The organism is Dysgonomonas gadei ATCC BAA-286 (genome assembly GCF_000213555.1).
In the GTDB taxonomy this organism is placed as follows: domain Bacteria; phylum Bacteroidota; class Bacteroidia; order Bacteroidales; family Dysgonomonadaceae; genus Dysgonomonas; species Dysgonomonas gadei.
Map to the genome: position 1 here is coordinate 817,858 of NZ_GL891979.1, position 16,115 is coordinate 833,972.

Annotated in this window: 17 protein-coding genes; all 17 read right to left on the minus strand. The window is 37.6% G+C overall.

What is annotated here, in order from left to right:
- The coding region (locus HMPREF9455_RS03090; RefSeq protein ID WP_006798133.1) for a helix-turn-helix domain-containing protein at positions 1–468 on the minus strand (468 nt) is incomplete at its 3' end.
- Between the two features lie 226 nt (positions 469–694).
- Positions 695–1,141, minus strand: coding sequence for a hypothetical protein (locus HMPREF9455_RS03095; RefSeq protein ID WP_006798134.1), 447 nt, complete (start codon positions 1,139–1,141; stop codon positions 695–697).
- A 34-nt stretch (positions 1,142–1,175) separates the two neighbouring features.
- A complete protein-coding gene (locus tag HMPREF9455_RS03100; RefSeq protein ID WP_006798135.1) occupies positions 1,176–1,655 on the minus strand; it encodes a GNAT family N-acetyltransferase in 480 nt (159 codons plus the stop codon).
- The gene (locus tag HMPREF9455_RS03105; RefSeq protein WP_006798136.1) at positions 1,642–3,204 is read right to left on the minus strand and encodes a sigma-54 interaction domain-containing protein; all 1,563 of its coding nucleotides are present in this window, start codon (positions 3,202–3,204) and stop codon (positions 1,642–1,644) included. The genes HMPREF9455_RS03100 and HMPREF9455_RS03105 overlap by 14 nt, the downstream gene beginning before the upstream one ends.
- A gap of 146 nt (positions 3,205–3,350) precedes the next feature.
- The gene (locus HMPREF9455_RS03110; RefSeq protein ID WP_006798137.1) at positions 3,351–4,475 is read right to left on the minus strand and encodes a homocitrate synthase/isopropylmalate synthase family protein; all 1,125 of its coding nucleotides are present in this window, start codon (positions 4,473–4,475) and stop codon (positions 3,351–3,353) included.
- A gap of 27 nt (positions 4,476–4,502) precedes the next feature.
- Entirely contained in the window at positions 4,503–4,808 is a 306-nt protein-coding gene (locus tag HMPREF9455_RS03115) for a (2Fe-2S) ferredoxin domain-containing protein (protein ID WP_006798138.1), read from the minus strand.
- A gap of 52 nt (positions 4,809–4,860) precedes the next feature.
- Positions 4,861–6,123, minus strand: a complete 1,263-nt coding sequence (gene nifB / locus HMPREF9455_RS03120; protein WP_006798139.1) for a nitrogenase cofactor biosynthesis protein NifB — start codon at positions 6,121–6,123, stop codon at positions 4,861–4,863.
- A 26-nt stretch (positions 6,124–6,149) separates the two neighbouring features.
- Complete coding sequence (locus tag HMPREF9455_RS03125) at positions 6,150–7,580, minus strand: nitrogenase component 1 (protein WP_006798140.1); 1,431 nt, start codon at positions 7,578–7,580, stop codon at positions 6,150–6,152.
- A 43-nt stretch (positions 7,581–7,623) separates the two neighbouring features.
- The gene (gene nifE / locus HMPREF9455_RS03130) at positions 7,624–8,961 is read right to left on the minus strand and encodes a nitrogenase iron-molybdenum cofactor biosynthesis protein NifE (RefSeq protein ID WP_006798141.1); all 1,338 of its coding nucleotides are present in this window, start codon (positions 8,959–8,961) and stop codon (positions 7,624–7,626) included.
- 19 nt (positions 8,962–8,980) lie between these two features.
- Entirely contained in the window at positions 8,981–10,360 is a 1,380-nt protein-coding gene (locus HMPREF9455_RS03135; RefSeq protein WP_006798142.1) for a nitrogenase component 1, read from the minus strand.
- A 30-nt stretch (positions 10,361–10,390) separates the two neighbouring features.
- A complete protein-coding gene (gene nifD / locus HMPREF9455_RS03140) occupies positions 10,391–12,034 on the minus strand; it encodes a nitrogenase molybdenum-iron protein alpha chain (protein ID WP_006798143.1) in 1,644 nt (547 codons plus the stop codon).
- 44 nt (positions 12,035–12,078) lie between these two features.
- Positions 12,079–12,474, minus strand: a complete 396-nt coding sequence (locus HMPREF9455_RS03145) for a P-II family nitrogen regulator (protein ID WP_006798144.1) — start codon at positions 12,472–12,474, stop codon at positions 12,079–12,081.
- An 18-nt stretch (positions 12,475–12,492) separates the two neighbouring features.
- Entirely contained in the window at positions 12,493–12,816 is a 324-nt protein-coding gene (locus HMPREF9455_RS03150; RefSeq protein ID WP_006798145.1) for a P-II family nitrogen regulator, read from the minus strand.
- A 72-nt stretch (positions 12,817–12,888) separates the two neighbouring features.
- The gene (gene nifH, locus HMPREF9455_RS03155) at positions 12,889–13,713 is read right to left on the minus strand and encodes a nitrogenase iron protein (RefSeq protein ID WP_044215445.1); all 825 of its coding nucleotides are present in this window, start codon (positions 13,711–13,713) and stop codon (positions 12,889–12,891) included.
- A 210-nt stretch (positions 13,714–13,923) separates the two neighbouring features.
- Complete coding sequence (locus tag HMPREF9455_RS03160) at positions 13,924–14,589, minus strand: sulfate/molybdate ABC transporter ATP-binding protein (RefSeq protein WP_044215364.1); 666 nt, start codon at positions 14,587–14,589, stop codon at positions 13,924–13,926.
- Positions 14,590–14,612: 23 nt separating this feature from the next.
- The gene (gene modB, locus HMPREF9455_RS03165; protein ID WP_006798148.1) at positions 14,613–15,296 is read right to left on the minus strand and encodes a molybdate ABC transporter permease subunit; all 684 of its coding nucleotides are present in this window, start codon (positions 15,294–15,296) and stop codon (positions 14,613–14,615) included.
- 59 nt (positions 15,297–15,355) lie between these two features.
- Complete coding sequence (gene modA / locus HMPREF9455_RS03170; RefSeq protein ID WP_006798149.1) at positions 15,356–16,108, minus strand: molybdate ABC transporter substrate-binding protein; 753 nt, start codon at positions 16,106–16,108, stop codon at positions 15,356–15,358.
- Positions 16,109–16,115: the final 7 nt, after the last annotated feature.

Consider the following 16,115-nt stretch of genomic DNA (forward strand, 5'->3'; position numbering starts at 1 on the left):
TTTCACCATGAGCAACCTTTCTTCTTTAGCTTTTTCTAAGGCTATAAGCTGAGATTCTGTCAGAATATAACCTTCCTGGGCGACTTTAGCCTCTAATGCTTTTAAACGTAGTTGGAACGTTTGTAAGTTATGCCTGAGCCAAATACTACGAACTCCACCTGCTGATACAGAGAATCCCTTTTTCTTTAACTCATTGCTAACTCTTACTTGACCTAAAGCAGGGTTATCAATAGCTAAGGCTACTACCTGGTCTTCAATAGCTGTATCAATACGATTTTTAAGAATAGGTTTACGCCGAGATATTTCCTGTAAAGCTAACTCTCCACCTTGCTCATATAGCTCCTTAAAACGATAGAAACTATCCCGGCTATAGCCCATAATCTTACAGGCTTTTGAAACATTACCTAATTGTTGGGCTAATCCTAAAACTCCTAATTTGTTCTTAATGATTTTCTGCGATGTAGTCATAATTTAATCTTTTTATAATGTTACTGTTTTTATTAGTAACTGTCAGATTAAATCGTGACTATTTCAAATTAAGTCTCTCTTTTTAAGAATCGATTTGATTAGTAAAATATAAGTGAGTTATTCTTTTATTTTTAGGCTAAAAAGGATATCGAACAATAACATGGTCCAAATATTTCGTTTTTTTAATCTCGTACTTTTTAAGTTAGTGTTGAAAAACTATTTTTGATCATTTGCTGAATAAGTATGATATTTCATCCTTTCTTTTTTCAACCCATTGCTTTAATACCTCAATCCCCTTTACCATTTCTTGCAAATCTTGATGTGATGGAGTACGATATCCGAAGCCTTCAATGGAACAGATTGCTTCAAACTTACCCACAAAAATTGCTGTTTGTTTTATTGATTCAGGAAGTTCGGAATCAAAGTCTAATGCCTCTTTATACATGGCTAATGGCATGTGATGAGAAGCATTCCAATCATAACGAGCTAGAAGCGCAACAAAATATTTTTCGGTGCTCATTATAGCCAGATTATACAAAAAGTCATTATCAAAACGGGGCTTTGGGGTATTGATGCTTTTTGCCAACATTGAATAATAAGAGTTTGCATATTCTAAACTTGTACATAATACAGCGTACAAATCTTTTTCCGGAATTATTAAATCTGTACTCATTTATTTTCTTTAAATTGATTGATGATGATTCTATCTAGAGTAAATTTTTTCGCCAATAATACATTGACGGTTCTGTCTCCACAAATCCCATTTTCTTATATAAGCTCTGAGCGACTAAATTATCAGTTCGAACTTCCAACGTAATTCTACTGCATTTCTTGCCGTATGCTATTTCTATTATCTCTTTCATCAATAGACTCCCTATATCTTTACCTCTGTATGTGGGCAAAACTATCAGGTCATGGATATTAATCATAGGACTAACCGTAAATGTGGAAAAATTCTCAAATGCGACTAATAATCCACAAAATACATCTTCCCACATGGCTAATAATACAATTGAGGTTGGGTGTTGATTTAATCCATCAACTAACTTCAATTGTTTTAATTTACTCAGAGTTTCCCCTCCACCCATATTATCTGCTATATATGCGTTCATTAAGTCACCTAATGCATTCAGATGATCCGTATTTGTATAGTCACATCTAATTATATTTATGTTAACTGGCTTCATTCGTAAGATTTTTATAGTCCTGTATCTGAATGTTATACTTATTAATCCTTAGTCCCATTATGCGCTCTGTTACACCTAATTGACCAGAAGCTTTGACAATGCTTCCGTGTGCGGCTATTAATGTATCTATAATTAGTTGCTTTTCGACTCGCTCCAATATGCTGTTTAACGTTCCTTTATCTACAGTATCAGAGGAGACTCCGGTTTGTAATGTGGGTGGTAAATTATACGAGTGTATAACTCCGTCAGTAGTTAATATCATAGCCCGCTCTATAACATTTTCCAGTTCCCGGATATTACCCGGCCACGAGTACATCATTAACATATCCAATGCACCTCCGGTTATACGTTTTACATTTGTTTTATTGATCTTATTTAATTTTGCAATGAAATGATCGGTCAATATTGGTATGTCAGCTCGTCTTTCTCTCAATGAGGGTACATAGATCGGAAACACATTTATCCGGTAATAAAAATCTTCCCGAAAAGTATCCTGCTTGATCATTTCTTCCAGATTTCTATTTGTTGCTGTTATTATCCGGACATTTATATTTATTGTTTTAGTTCCTCCAACTCTTTCAATTTGCCGTTGCTGTATTACTCTTAATAACTTTACTTGTATTGAAAGCGGAACATCTCCTATTTCATCTAAAAATATCGTACCTCCGTCAGCCATTTCAAAGCGTCCCATATGTGACGCATTGGCCCCTGTGAAAGAACCTTTTTCGTGTCCGAATAATTCGCTTTCTATCAGGTTTTCCGGAAGGGCCGAACAATTTACTTTGATAAAAGGCTTCGAAGCTCTTTTACTGGCATTATGTATAGCTTCGGCTATTAGTTCTTTACCAACTCCACTCTCTCCTCTAATCATAACTGTACTATTGGTGGGAGCAACTCTATTTATAAGGTTATACAAATCATTCATCAAAGATGAATTACCAATAATATTATCGGGCTTTGGAGAGTTTTCTCTTCTGAGTTTTATATTTTCTTTTCGTAATTCTTCTAATTCTTCTATATGTTTACGTCTTATTGAAACATTTTTTCCTATTAACATACCCACAATATTCAGAAACTTTATTTCTGCTGAAAAATCTACAATACCTTGGTGAGACTTATGAATACTCAATGTTCCGGTTATTTCATTCTTCAGAATAATAGGAACACAAAGAAATGCCATCATTTGATTGTTATTTCTTTTTATTCCTGTTTTATTTAAAAATTTAGAGTTTTTAGAAATATCTTTTATAACAATAGGTGTTTCAGTCTGAACGACCTCTCCGATAATACCTTCTCCTATTTTGTATACACCTCTGCTTTTCTCCTCTTTAGTTAAGCCATGAGCTGCACTAATCATAATTTTATCATAATTTCGGTCCACAATTGTTATCATGCTGTATTGTGCACCTAAAAAGTCGCATAAATCATTTAGCACCAATTCCATATCTTTATATATATCCTGACTATGACCAATCGCGTTGCTTATATTAACCAAAAACGTTAAATCAGTTTCAGCATAGCAGCTACGTTTCATTTTATCGCAATACATATTTTTTCCATTTTAACATAGCACACACAAAAACAACTTTATGAAACAAAAATAATCATTTTCACATCAATAAGTTGTTAAATTTAATTATATATATCTTAATGGCATATATTTATTGGCTTTTAAATCATATTGACAAGCAAGAGCTATTCCAGGTCCCAATATGCTTCTATAATCTCTGTGCCATATATGCTCCGTTGATAAGTCTGTGCCATTTGATGAATTATTGCCATTAGTCTATCTATTTTAGCATTATCTATTACAACATGCTGCTTGTTTAAAAAATCTATGACAGCACCTTTACCTGAATGTTTTCCAAAAAGATTCCTCGAACTTTCTCTACCAATGAGTTTTCCATCGAATGCCTGAAAAGCATTTATATCAATCAAAGAGCTTTTAGCGTGAATACCTGATTCATGGCTGAAAACCATATTTCCGGAAATAGCCTTTCCTACAGATATTGGACGCTTTGCTGCTATTGACACATACTGACATAACGAGTATAATGTTGAAATTGAATATTTATTTTGTTTTTCTATTAATAACATAGTCATAATAACCTCTTCCAGAGCCGAGTTACCAGCCCTTTCACCCAATCCATTGACCGTTACACTCAATGTTGACGCGCCGGACTGCCATGCAGTAATAGCATTCGCTGTTGCCATACCTAAATCATTATGCCCATGGAAGTCTATATCCAGATGAGGATATCGGTTCAATATTTTTTTTATCAAATCTATAATTCCCAAAGGAGTGAAAATTCCCACTGTATCGGCAAGCCGTATCCGACTGACACTTAATTCTTCGGCTATACCTATAAACTCAAACAATCTTTCTATTCCACATCGGCTTGCATCCTGAGCTCCTACGCTCACATAGTCGAAATAAGATTTTGCTATTTCAACCATCTCTGGAAGGCTGTCTCTCATCATTGCCCATTCTTTATTCATACTTGCTAACTGAATGTCTGATAATGGGAATGCGATATGGATACCTTGAGCTCCTGTCTTGGCTGCAATCAATATATCTTGCTTTACGGCACGGCTCCAGACCGAAATACGAGCACTTAAATTCATTGCTGAAATTTTGCGGATTATGCGGCATTCATCCTCACCCATAGCAGGTGTACCGGCTTCTATTTCATCAACACCAACCCCATCCAGCATTTGAGCTATATGGATCTTTTCTTGTTCTGAAAATACAACACCTGGGGCTTGTTCTCCATCTCGAAGTGTAGAATCTATAATATGAATATTTTTCATCGCTTCCATAGAGTGTATTTTATCTAATCTTAAAAATTAATCTGTAATCAAATATTCACTCACTGCTTTGCCTTCCTCTAATGCATCTAATATTTCATCCAATTTATCCTCTGTCACACCTCCATACCAAAAATTATTGGGCTGAATCACCACTACCGGCCCCTGACTACAAACACTCAGACAAGCTGTGGTGGTAACAACTGCATTAATAGCCCTATCTGAGCACTCTTCGGAGATATATTGGACAAAAGATGTTGCACCTTGCTTATTGCAGAATCCTTGTGCATCACCGGCAACTCTATAAGAATTACATACCATTATCATGTAATCAGGCTTTTTCATATATTTTTCTATTTTAGTTTTTTGTTATAATTGATGTTTTGTTTAATAAAGGTTATCCGCAGCCGCTACCAGTGCCCCGGCATGTTTCTCCACATTTTGTATATTCGCTTCTACATAGCGTCTTTATTGGTAGATTTAGGTAAATAGCATCTAAACCTGCATCTATCAAACCATTCATTTGGATTACTTTCACTCCGTTTTCCTGCATTACTCTCATTGGTGTTTCACCTATCCCGGCAACGAGTATTGCCTGGCAATCTATCAATGTCTTTTCTGCCAGTTCTTTCCAGCGGTTCATTCCGGTTCCTTCAGGTGGAGTATTTCGAGTTTCTACGAAATGATATCCGTTTTTAGATTGTTCGAATATGTATACCTTACGGGCTTCCCCCAAATGCATATTTACTAATAATCCTTCATTACTGGCAACGGCTACTCGCTCACGACCCTTTCCCTTATTGACGACCAAGGACGAAAACTGACCTATCATATTCATTGCCTCAGCATTATCGTGTCCCAACAATCCGGCTGCATCTGCTCTGCAACGGGCACAATGTGCCATTGGCTTAATATATTTAGAAATTCGAGCTTTTATATCCTTCATCATCTCTTTCGAGGGTTCCTTTAAAATTTCGAATTCAGTATTTTCTGTTGGATACATTGGTATGCAATTCATGGTATCGGCACCTAATTCAGCAACCTTTTTAGCCAAGTCCTCTATTTCGTGATCATTAATACCCGGGCATATAACAGTATTTATCTTTACTGTTATATTTTTTTCTTTCAACTTTTGTATACAATAAAGTTGTTGTTCCAACAATACTTTAGCTCCTTCTTCACCTCTGTATACCCTTCTTTTGTAGCGTACCCAACGATATATTTTAGCCAGTGTTTCAGGGTTCAGCGAGTTTACGGTTATCGTTACATGAGACACTCCTATTTCGGCTATTTCATCTATGTATGGAGCCAAGTCTAATCCATTGGATGATAGACAAAATATAAGATCCGGAAACTCTTTTTGAGCCAACCTCATTGTTTGCAAAGTTTCTTCGGCATTAGCGAATGGATCACCAGGCCCTGCAATACCTACGACACTTATGTTCGGTATTTTTTCGGACAATGCTTTCATATAATGAACCGACTGTAATGGAGACAGGATGGTACTTGTCACTCCTGGACGGCTCTCGTTACAACAATCGTACTTTCGATTGCAATAATTACACTGTATATTACACTTAGGAGCTACCGGCAAGTGTACTCTTGCATATTTATGTTTTGCTTCAGCATTAAAACATGGATGTTGGGATAAATCTTTCATAATATTTTCTCCTTTTTAGTTATTTATTACATATACTTATACCCAACGGGCGATTTTCGTTGTTTATCTTCCAATAATGTATTCACAATTTGCTCGAACAAAGCTGTTGTACCTTCGTATCCTAAAGTTTTAGTATGTTGAGCACCAATGCGGTCATGGATTGGAAAACCTACTCTAACAATAGGGATATCCATTTTGCGGGCAATATAGTATCCTTTACTGTTTCCTAACATTAAATCAGGATGTAGATCTTTCATTACCTCTTCCATTCTTTCGAAGCTTATACCCTGAGCTACAATAATATCTTCATTGTACAGGTCCCCTAGTGTTTGTTTGAGTGTTTCACGCAGTTTTCCACTTTCTCCACCTGTAGCACACAATACCGGTTTTATCCCGATTTCTGAGGCAAAGGCGGCAAGAGCTACAACCAGATCTTCTTCGCCATAAATGACCGCTTTTTTGCCTGAAACATATTTATGTCCATCGATATATAAATCGACCAAACGTCCTCGTTGTTTTTGATACTTCTCAGGAATAGGGTTGCCGGATATAGTGGCTAAGAGATTGAAAAACTTATCAGACTCAATTATTCCTATTGGTAAACCCGTTTTACGGCAAACGACATCGAATTCTGTCTGTAAATAATCTCCTGCCGATTGAGCTATTGCATTATTTTTTATTTTACCATTCTTGCCTCCGGAATTCAGGATGTAGCCCAATTCAATAGAAACCGAGGCAAGGGCACTGTTTCTCAAAGCAGCTATCGGGGTTCCTCCTTGTGCTATACGGTGATATATATCCCATGAAGTACTATCCAGTGTGTCGGAATAATCAGGAAATAGCATCGTATCAAGGTGGAAATCCTGCACTATTTCTTTCAGATGCCGTATATCTTCCGGTGAAATGAAATTGCTGAACAAATTGATGTGAGATCCTACGGTTCCCCGTCCATCAGCCAGAGCTTTTACAGTTGCATATACAGCTTCGTGAAATCCTTCATAATGTGTTCCCTGATAACTGGGGGTAGAGGCAAAAATCATTTCCGGAAGATTTTCTGTATTGTGATGAATACTTTTATATTCATTTATCAAACGCTGAACATCTTCTCCTATCGTTTCACTTAAACAAGTACTAGCAATGGCTATTACTTCCGGATGATATTGACTGATGATATTATCAATGCCTGTATTAAAGTTCTTATTTCCTCCAAAAATGGTTGTTTCCTCGCTAAAATTGGAAGATGCAATATCCATCGGTTCACGAAAATGGCTTATCAAATAGCGTCTTATATAAGTCGCACAACCTTGCGAACCGTGAAGCATAGGCAATACTCCCTCAATTCCTTTAAAAGCAACACATGCCCCCAGTGGGGTACATTGTTTGCAGGCATTACAGGAGGAAGAAAAGTTATCGCCGGAAGGCATATCTTTCGTTCTATTTGATTCTGCAAGATTCATATTCTTATATTTTGAGTTGATCAATAATTTGAGCTGTAATTTTTTAGAATGATCGTTTTACAAACTGCCATACAGGACTGCTTACTGTTTCATATACCTCTTTGGCAAAGTTGAGCATACCTTCATATCCTGCTAAGGCTAATTTTCGTTCATGGTTATGATCGCAAAAGCCTATGCCCAATTTATATGCTATTGGCCGCTCCTTCACACCTCCGATAAATAGGTCAGCACCTGTTTGTTTCACAAACTCGGATAACTCTACGGGATTAGAGTCATCAACCAATATACAGCCATCATCGCAGATAGCTTCTAATAACTTGTAATCCTCTGTATTTCCGGTTTGTGTACCGGCTATTACAGTTTTCACACCTATAAGACGCAATGCCTTAACTAAAGATATAGCTTTGAATGCACCTCCCACGTAGATGGCCGCTTTCTTGCCTTGTAAAGCTACACGATAGGGTTCCAGTGCAGGAAGAAGTTTAGATAATTCTTCTTTTACCAAATCTCGAGCTTTATCCATTGTTTCTTCGCTTTTAAAGAATTTGGCAACCTCATAAAGTGCGTCAGACATATCTTCAATACCGAAATAAGAAACCTTCATAAATGGAATCCCATATTCTTCCTTCATCGTCTTCGCTAAATGCATCATTGACCCGGAGCATTGAACCACATTTAAGGATGCCCTGTGAGCATTCTGAATATCTTTCACCCTGCCATCACCTGTTATAGAGGCTAGTATCTGAATATCCATTCTTTTATAATACTCTGTTAGCATCCAAAGCTCTCCGGCCAGATTAAAATCTCCAAGTATATTTATACTCATCGTCGATATTTCTTTCGAATTGTCAGTTCCGATAAGGCTAGCCATAGCATCACAGGCTATTTTGTAACCATCCTTTTTTGACCCTTGAAAACCTTCAGCCATCACAGCTATTACTGGGATATTTTTTTCTTTGGCTACCCGCTTGCACACAGATTGTACGTCGTCACCTATAACCCCGACAATACATGTCGAATATACAAATGCGGCTTTAGGGTGGTGCTTATCGATAAGCTCATGAAGGGCTTGATATAATTGCTTTTCTCCGCCAAAGATTACATGCTTTTCACGTAAATCTGTAGAAAAACTGCTGCGATGGAGTTCTGGTCCTGAAGACATAGCGCCTCTTATGTCCCATGTGTATGATGCACAACCGATAGGGCCATGTACCAAATGCAGGGCATCGGCTATTGGATATAACACGACACGAGAACCACAAAAGACGCAGGCTCTTTGGCTGACAGATCCGGCCAAGCTGGGCTTACCGCCAATCAAACTCTGTGAATTTCCACCTTTGGTAAAAATCTGTTTTTCTCTATCTTTTAAAAAGCCTGCCATTTCTTGTTATCTCTATTTGTTACATTTGGAATTCCACCTTTTCTTCGGAACAAGTTCTATCCTGATAGTCCAAGAATTTCTCAAGAATATTTATTGCAATATTAGTAGCCCCAATATACCCTGTGTGAGGAAAGAAGTTGTGACCAGGACGGTCTACGACTGGAAAACCCATACGTATGAATGGAATATTCTCATCACGAGCAATGTATTTTCCATATGAGTTGCCTATAAGCAGATCCACCGGTTCTTGTTTGATCCATTGATGTAATTGGAACATATCAGCTCGTTCACCACTTTTGAATTTGGCTTCCGGTATATCTTTCAATATATTCGTCATTTCTTCATCGAAGTGCTTGCCGGGAGTTCCTGTAACAATATAGACAGGCTTCATATCCAATGTTACCAAAAACTCAGTAAGAGGAATCAATGTGTCAGGGTCACCAAAAAGAGCAACCCGCTTACCCCAGAAATATTTAGAATTATCTGCGATGAGATCGACTAGCCGTCCTCGCTCCTCTGTCAAAGAATCGGGCACAGGAAGATTTGCATGACGACTAAGGGAAGTGATGAATCGGTCAGTGGCCTTCAATCCAATAGGAATTTCCAATACATCAAATTTGACCTTACATTTGTTCTCCAATTTAATACAGGCATCTTCTGTCGAATAAGCTCCCAGACCAATAGAAAATTTACTATCACCGGTCGCTATCATATCCGATTGAGTCGTACCTCCGCTAGGATACATCTCATATTTTCCTGTTAGAGGCGCATCCAAAACACCTGACATATCCGGAAACATTATTGTACGGGCTTCCATAACTGCTGCTATCCGTTTTATTTCGCGCATATCAGAAGGTTCCATCCATCCGGCAATAAGATTTACTACATTTTTCTTCTTGGGGGTGGCGGTTGAATAGAATTTGACAAATGCAGCCAATTGATTGGAATATCCTGTAACATGTGTTCCAACATAACTGGGAGTATTACAATAAATAACTTTTTTCCCATCTGGTATTTTCCCGTCCTCATTCGCTTTCGATATAATCTGAGTCATATCATCTCCAATAGTTTCAGATAAACAGGTTGTATGTACAGCAATAACATCGGGTTCATATACTGTAAATATTGTTTCGATTGCAGCCACAAGATTGGATGATCCCCCAAATACCGAAGAACCTTCTGAAAAAGAACTTGTAGCAGCCATAATCGGCTCTTTGAAATGTCGGGTCAAAGCACTTCTGTGATAAGAGCAACATCCTTGCGAACCATGGCTATGAGGCAGGCATCCATGTAATCCTAATGCAGCATACATCGCACCAACCGGCTGGCATGTTTTTGCCGGATTAATGGTCAAGGCCTTCCGATCTATTTCTTTTGCTGTAGTATGACGTAGTAACATAATTTTTATTTTTTAGTTGTTCATAATAGTTTAGCAAGCATACTGAGCTTCAACATATGCATCGCTCTCCCAAGGTGCTTTTATTTCCTTCCAGATATTTGCACCTACCATCATTTCGATGTCTTTATAAAAGTTAATAGCACCTTTAAATCCGGCATATGGTCCACCTACATCATAATTGTGAAGTTGCTTCAAAGGAATACCCATTTTCTGAACACAGAATTTTTCTTTTATACCAGCACAGAATACATCCGGATGATACATTTCAATCAGTTTCTCCATCTCATAATGGCTAAGGTCATCTATAACAAGAGTCCCTTTTTCCATCTGATCCATGATCCCTTTGTACTCAGTGAATTCAAGTTCTTTGTTTAATTCTTGTAATTCGCTTTCTGTCTTGCGCGGATTGTAACGTGTAGCATCTTTAGTTACGGTTATCTCTTCGATATTGCGACTATCAGCATCGATCTGTATCGTTGGTATTACACGGCGTCCTTCATAATCATCACGGTGTCCGAATTCATATCCGGCTGCAATTGTAGTCATTCCCAGTTCTTCAAACAAGTCTTGATAGTGGTGTGCTCGTGATCCTCCGACAAAAAGCATTGAAAGCTTGCCTTTGGTTTTCGAATATATCTTCTCCCTTACAGCTTCTACTTCAGCCATTTCTTCAGCTACAACCTCTTCGACCTTATCTATTAATTCCTGATCACCAAAATATTGTGCAATTTTGCGTAACATTTTAGCTGTTGATCGTGCTCCTATCGGCTGAACTTTGATCCAAGGAATACCGAATGCTGTTTCCATCATTTCTGCAACATAGTTGATAGAACGATGACACATAACCATATTCAGGTCGGCTGTATGTGCATTTTCGAAACTCTCGATAGTCGAGTTTCCACTAAATGTAGATACAAGATTGATTCCGCATTTTTCGAATACTCTTTCCAATTCGAAAGCATCGCCACCGATGTTATATTCACCCAACAAATTGACGCGATATTTAAGACTTCCTCTTACTTCGTCATCACGACCTATCAGGTTTTTAAATAATCCATTGTTTGCAATGTGGTGACCGGCAGACTGAGATACACCACGATAACCCTCACAAGAGAATCCGAATATATTGATGTCGCCACCTATTTCCTCCATCATATGTCGTGCTACCCGATGTACATCATCACCAATCAGTCCTACGGGACATGTTGAGAATATAGCAATCGCTTTCGGATGAAATAATTCGTAAGCTTCACGAATAGCCTGCTTTAACTTATCTTCTCCTCCGAATACAATATTTTTATCTTGCATATCGGTTGAAAAACAATAGGGTATAAAGTTTGCTTCTTCATCCGTTGTCGGTTTTGTCTGATTACGTCTTGTTAGCCATGAGTAAAATCCACATCCGATAGGGCCGTGTGTAATATTTACGATATCACGGGTTGGTCCCAATACTACGCCCTTACATCCGGCATATGTACATCCCCGTTGAGTTATGATACCGGGTATAGTACGTACGTTTGCTTGGATTTCGGGTGTTTGTTCAATATCACTGAGTATAATTGACTTGGCTCTTTTTTTACCGACCTTTTTGGGATATTTGGTTATCACCTCATCTTTAAAAATTTGTAAATCGGCAATTATACCATCTTTGATTTTATCTTTATCGTCTACCATAATTTCTTTTGATTATAGATCTTTCCTTCGATCCTATTTATTGTTTAATCCAATGTTGCATCACCAGCTTCACCTGTATGTACACTGTATGAACCCAATGCATTTAAAACAAAGACTTTTCCATCGCCCGATTTTCCTGTTTGGTTTGCTTTCAGAATGGTTTCTATAGCCAACTCTTTTTTTTCATCGGTAACTACAAGTGTTATCATTCGTTTTGACTTCAAACGAGGTACTTCAGGGATAAATTCCAAGGCATCTTTCAGATCTTCCGGTGCGGCTTCGTTGTGCTGAGATATTGCTTTTATCTTTTCCAAATCGCCATGTCCTTGCCCTCTTCCTAAAACATGCATTGCAGTAAAGGACGGAAGCCCCGCAGCGGCTAAAGCCTCTTTAGTCTCACTCATTTTTGCGATTCTTATAATTGCTAAGATTAATTTCATGCTTTTAACGATTTAATTTTATTCTTTCTTACGGCTTGATATGGTGTAAGTTTCCTCTATTGGAGTAATGAATATTTTTCCGTCACCGGCCTGTCCTTTTTCTCCGGAACGGGCAGATGCTATAATCGTTTCTACGACAAATTCTTTGTCCTTTTCGTTGATTGCAATTATTAGTAAATCTTTGGGTAATTCATCGTATGTTACGTTGCCGACTTTTAGTCCGCGTTGTTTCCCGCGACCGAAAACCGACAACTTCGTAACAGCCGGAAAGCCGGCATTAAATAAATCTTTCATAACCACTGGCGATTTCTCCGGACGTACTATGGCTCTTATTAATAACATAAAAATCCTCCTGATATTTAATGATTGTAAATTGAATAATTTTAAGAAAATAGGACTATATTGAATGTCTGATTAGTTCATAATACCAAATCCGACAAGCAATTCTTCCAGTTCTTCCATCTCAAGAGGTTTGGGTATTACATGCATCTTGTTTCCGTCTATTTTTCTGGCAAGGGTACGGTATTCATCTGCCTGAGGATGCTCCGGTGCATGATCTATAACTGTTTTACGATTAATTTCGGCATGTTGAACCATATTGTCCCGAGGAACAAAATGAATCATTTGTGTTCCAAGTTTTTTAGCAAACTCTTCAATCATATTTACTTCATTGTCTACTTTACGCGAATTACAAATAAGGCCTCCTAGGCGTACATCGCCTACTTTACCGAATTTTGATATAGATTTGCATATATTATTAGCAGCATACATCGCCATCATTTCACCAGAACAAACAATGTACACTTCCTGTGCTTTTCCATCGCGGATAGGCATCGCAAAACCTCCGCATACAACGTCTCCCAATACATCATAAAATACATAATCCAGATGTTTATCGTCATCGTAAGCACCAAGTTGCTCTAACAAGTTTATGGATGTTATGATACCTCGACCTGCGCAACCTACACCCGGTTCAGGCCCCCCAGACTCTACACAACTTGTTTCTTTAAAACCTTCTTTTAACACATCGTCAAGTTCGACATCTTCGCCTTCATCCCTTAATGTATCCAAAACTGTTTTTTGAGCTAGTCCATGAAGCAGCAGACGAGTAGAATCTGCTTTGGGATCGCAGCCAACAACCATTACCTTTTTTCCCATTTCGGCTAAACCGGCTACAGTATTTTGTGTGGTTGTTGATTTGCCAATTCCACCTTTACCATAAATCGCAATCTTTCTCATAACTTTGAATATTATTATATTTATAATAGAAATTTTAGTTTCACGAAAACATATATTCAAAGCATGTGCCATAACATGTTAAACCGTTATACCTTGAATAATATAACGGTTTAATATCCTGATCGATAGATTGATAATCTTTGATCGTTTTGAAATAAAAAATAGCTGATTTTATAAAATGTTCTAAAATGTAAGATTTAAAAGTGAATCCTACAAAAATGTAGGATTCAGTAGCTCGCTGATTCTCTCTGTTCCTATGCAAAGGACATGTGTCGCTAGTCTTTTGACTTCTTCTTTATCATGACTTACAATAAGTGTTGTTGAAGCAAATAATTCATGAGCTTTTAGTATTTCAGATTGAAGAGATAATCTCATCGATTCATCTAAAGAAGACAACGGTTCATCAAGAAGGAGTACATCTGGTTTTCTTGCAATGGAGCGAGCCAAAGCTACTCGTTGTTTTTGTCCTCCTGATAATTTTGATGGCTTGCGCTTGCGCAGCATATCTAGTCCAAAAGTTTCTATTAATTGGTCTGTATACTGTTTATTTTGTCCTTTATCTTGTCCAAAACGTATATTTTCTTCCACCGTCATATTAGGAAAAAGGGCATAATCTTGAAACATAAAGCCAATATTCCTTTTTTGTGGAGAGAGATTGATCTTCTTTGCCGAGTCGAATACTACGTTATCTCCTATAGCGATAACGCCTTTATCAGGCTTTTGCAACCCGGCAATCATTCGTAATAAAGTTGTCTTTCCTGCACCTGAATGACCAAAAACAGCAACAAGATGTTTATCTTCTATATTAATATCTATATTTAATGAGCGCTCACCTTCGGATGTCAACATTTTCCGTTCTACATTTATATAAATCATACCTTTCGCTTATATATGGAGGTTTATTCACCTCCGGTTTTCATCCTGAATCCTTTATTAATACTATAAATGATTGTCAACAACACAAAAGAAGTAACAAACAAGATAAGAGAATACTTATTAGCTACACTATAATTCAAAGTTTGTACCTCATCATAGATCGCGATTGATGCTATTCTTGTTTGTCCCGGAATATTACCCCCAACCATAAGTACAATCCCAAACTCACCTATGCAATGGGCAAATGTGAGAGAAATACCTGTTATTATAGAAGGTTTTATATTAGGCAATAAAACACGGAAGAATGTTCTTATTTTTGATTTACCTAAGATATACGATGCTTCTCTAAAACTTGCGGGCAAACTCGTAAGCCCGCTTTGAAGAGGCTGTATCATAAAAGGTAATCCGGCTATTACGCTTGCAATCAATATTCCCTCAAAAGAAAAAGCTAATCGGACATCGAAGTATTGCTCAATGAATCGCCCGAATCCATTTTGCGGGCTAAACGCTACTAGCAGATAATATCCTAATACTGTCGGAGGTAATACCATTGGCATGCAAATCAAAGCTTCAAAGATCACTTTTATCCGATATTGGGTATAAGCCAATATATATGCAACAGGTAATCCCAAAAGGAAAAGTATACCTGTTGTTGCTGTCGCTAATTTAGCCGTCAGTAAGAGGGTATCTATAAAATCTGTTTCCATATCTCTATATAATAAGTTCCCTATTGTTCTTAGTGTAACAATAGGAAATTGATCTGTTACTATTTCTTTAATAAGCCGTATCCATAGCTACTCCAAAGCTTATCGCACTTTCGACTCATCGCATAGTTTATAAACTTCGCTGCTTCCGGATTTTTCTCCGAACCTTTTACTAATACATAAGCTTGTTCAATAGGAGGGCAATCCTTTTCGGAGAATACATAATATTTACCTTTGCTTCTCATTTCTGGAGCCATAGCCAATGATAGCGCAACAAAACCCAGTTCGGCATTTCCGGAGAAAGCAAATTGTGCTGCCTGACCAATATTGTCGCCCCACACAATCTGACTGCTTATCTTATCGTATAGTTTCTTTGATTTGAGCAAGTTAGCAGCGGCTTCTCCATATGGCGCACCCTTGGGATTGGCTATTGCTATTTTCTTTACTGATGACTGAAGTACAGTATTAATCCCTTTAGATACGTCGAGAGTAAGACTCCAAAGAGCTAATTTTCCATATATGTATGTTTTCACTTCACCATTTGCAAAGCCACTCTCTTGCACTTTTTTAGGGAAATCAACATCCGCAGCCATAAAAAGATCAAATGCAGCTCCATTAACTATTTGTTGAGTTAACGTACCAGATGAGCCAAATGTGATATCTATTTTAGCTTTTGGATTTTCTTTTTCATATAGTTTTTTTATGTCTTCAAGTACATATCTGAGATTTGCTGCAGCAGCAACTTTAACATTCTGTGCATTTGTATATATAAAGACGGAAAGTAGCAATAGTGCTGTAAATAATAATCGCTTCATAGTTCTT

What these genes read in the sequence shown, in the direction of transcription:
- HMPREF9455_RS03095 (WP_006798134.1), bottom strand. Translation starts at nt 1,141, where the DNA reads ATGAGTACAGATTTAATAATTCCGGAAAAAGATTTGTACGCTGTATTA.
- HMPREF9455_RS03100 (WP_006798135.1), bottom strand. Translation starts at nt 1,655, where the DNA reads ATGAAGCCAGTTAACATAAATATAATTAGATGTGACTATACAAATACG.
- HMPREF9455_RS03105 (WP_006798136.1), bottom strand. Translation starts at nt 3,204, where the DNA reads ATGTATTGCGATAAAATGAAACGTAGCTGCTATGCTGAAACTGATTTA.
- HMPREF9455_RS03110 (WP_006798137.1), bottom strand. Translation starts at nt 4,475, where the DNA reads ATGGAAGCGATGAAAAATATTCATATTATAGATTCTACACTTCGAGAT.
- HMPREF9455_RS03115 (WP_006798138.1), bottom strand. Translation starts at nt 4,808, where the DNA reads ATGAAAAAGCCTGATTACATGATAATGGTATGTAATTCTTATAGAGTT.
- nifB (WP_006798139.1), bottom strand. Translation starts at nt 6,123, where the DNA reads ATGAAAGATTTATCCCAACATCCATGTTTTAATGCTGAAGCAAAACAT.
- HMPREF9455_RS03125 (WP_006798140.1), bottom strand. Translation starts at nt 7,580, where the DNA reads ATGAATCTTGCAGAATCAAATAGAACGAAAGATATGCCTTCCGGCGAT.
- nifE (WP_006798141.1), bottom strand. Translation starts at nt 8,961, where the DNA reads ATGGCAGGCTTTTTAAAAGATAGAGAAAAACAGATTTTTACCAAAGGT.
- HMPREF9455_RS03135 (WP_006798142.1), bottom strand. Translation starts at nt 10,360, where the DNA reads ATGTTACTACGTCATACTACAGCAAAAGAAATAGATCGGAAGGCCTTG.
- nifD (WP_006798143.1), bottom strand. Translation starts at nt 12,034, where the DNA reads ATGGTAGACGATAAAGATAAAATCAAAGATGGTATAATTGCCGATTTA.
- HMPREF9455_RS03145 (WP_006798144.1), bottom strand. Translation starts at nt 12,474, where the DNA reads ATGAAATTAATCTTAGCAATTATAAGAATCGCAAAAATGAGTGAGACT.
- HMPREF9455_RS03150 (WP_006798145.1), bottom strand. Translation starts at nt 12,816, where the DNA reads ATGTTATTAATAAGAGCCATAGTACGTCCGGAGAAATCGCCAGTGGTT.
- nifH (WP_044215445.1), bottom strand. Translation starts at nt 13,713, where the DNA reads ATGAGAAAGATTGCGATTTATGGTAAAGGTGGAATTGGCAAATCAACA.
- HMPREF9455_RS03160 (WP_044215364.1), bottom strand. Translation starts at nt 14,589, where the DNA reads ATGATTTATATAAATGTAGAACGGAAAATGTTGACATCCGAAGGTGAG.
- modB (WP_006798148.1), bottom strand. Translation starts at nt 15,296, where the DNA reads ATGGAAACAGATTTTATAGATACCCTCTTACTGACGGCTAAATTAGCG.
- modA (WP_006798149.1), bottom strand. Translation starts at nt 16,108, where the DNA reads ATGAAGCGATTATTATTTACAGCACTATTGCTACTTTCCGTCTTTATA.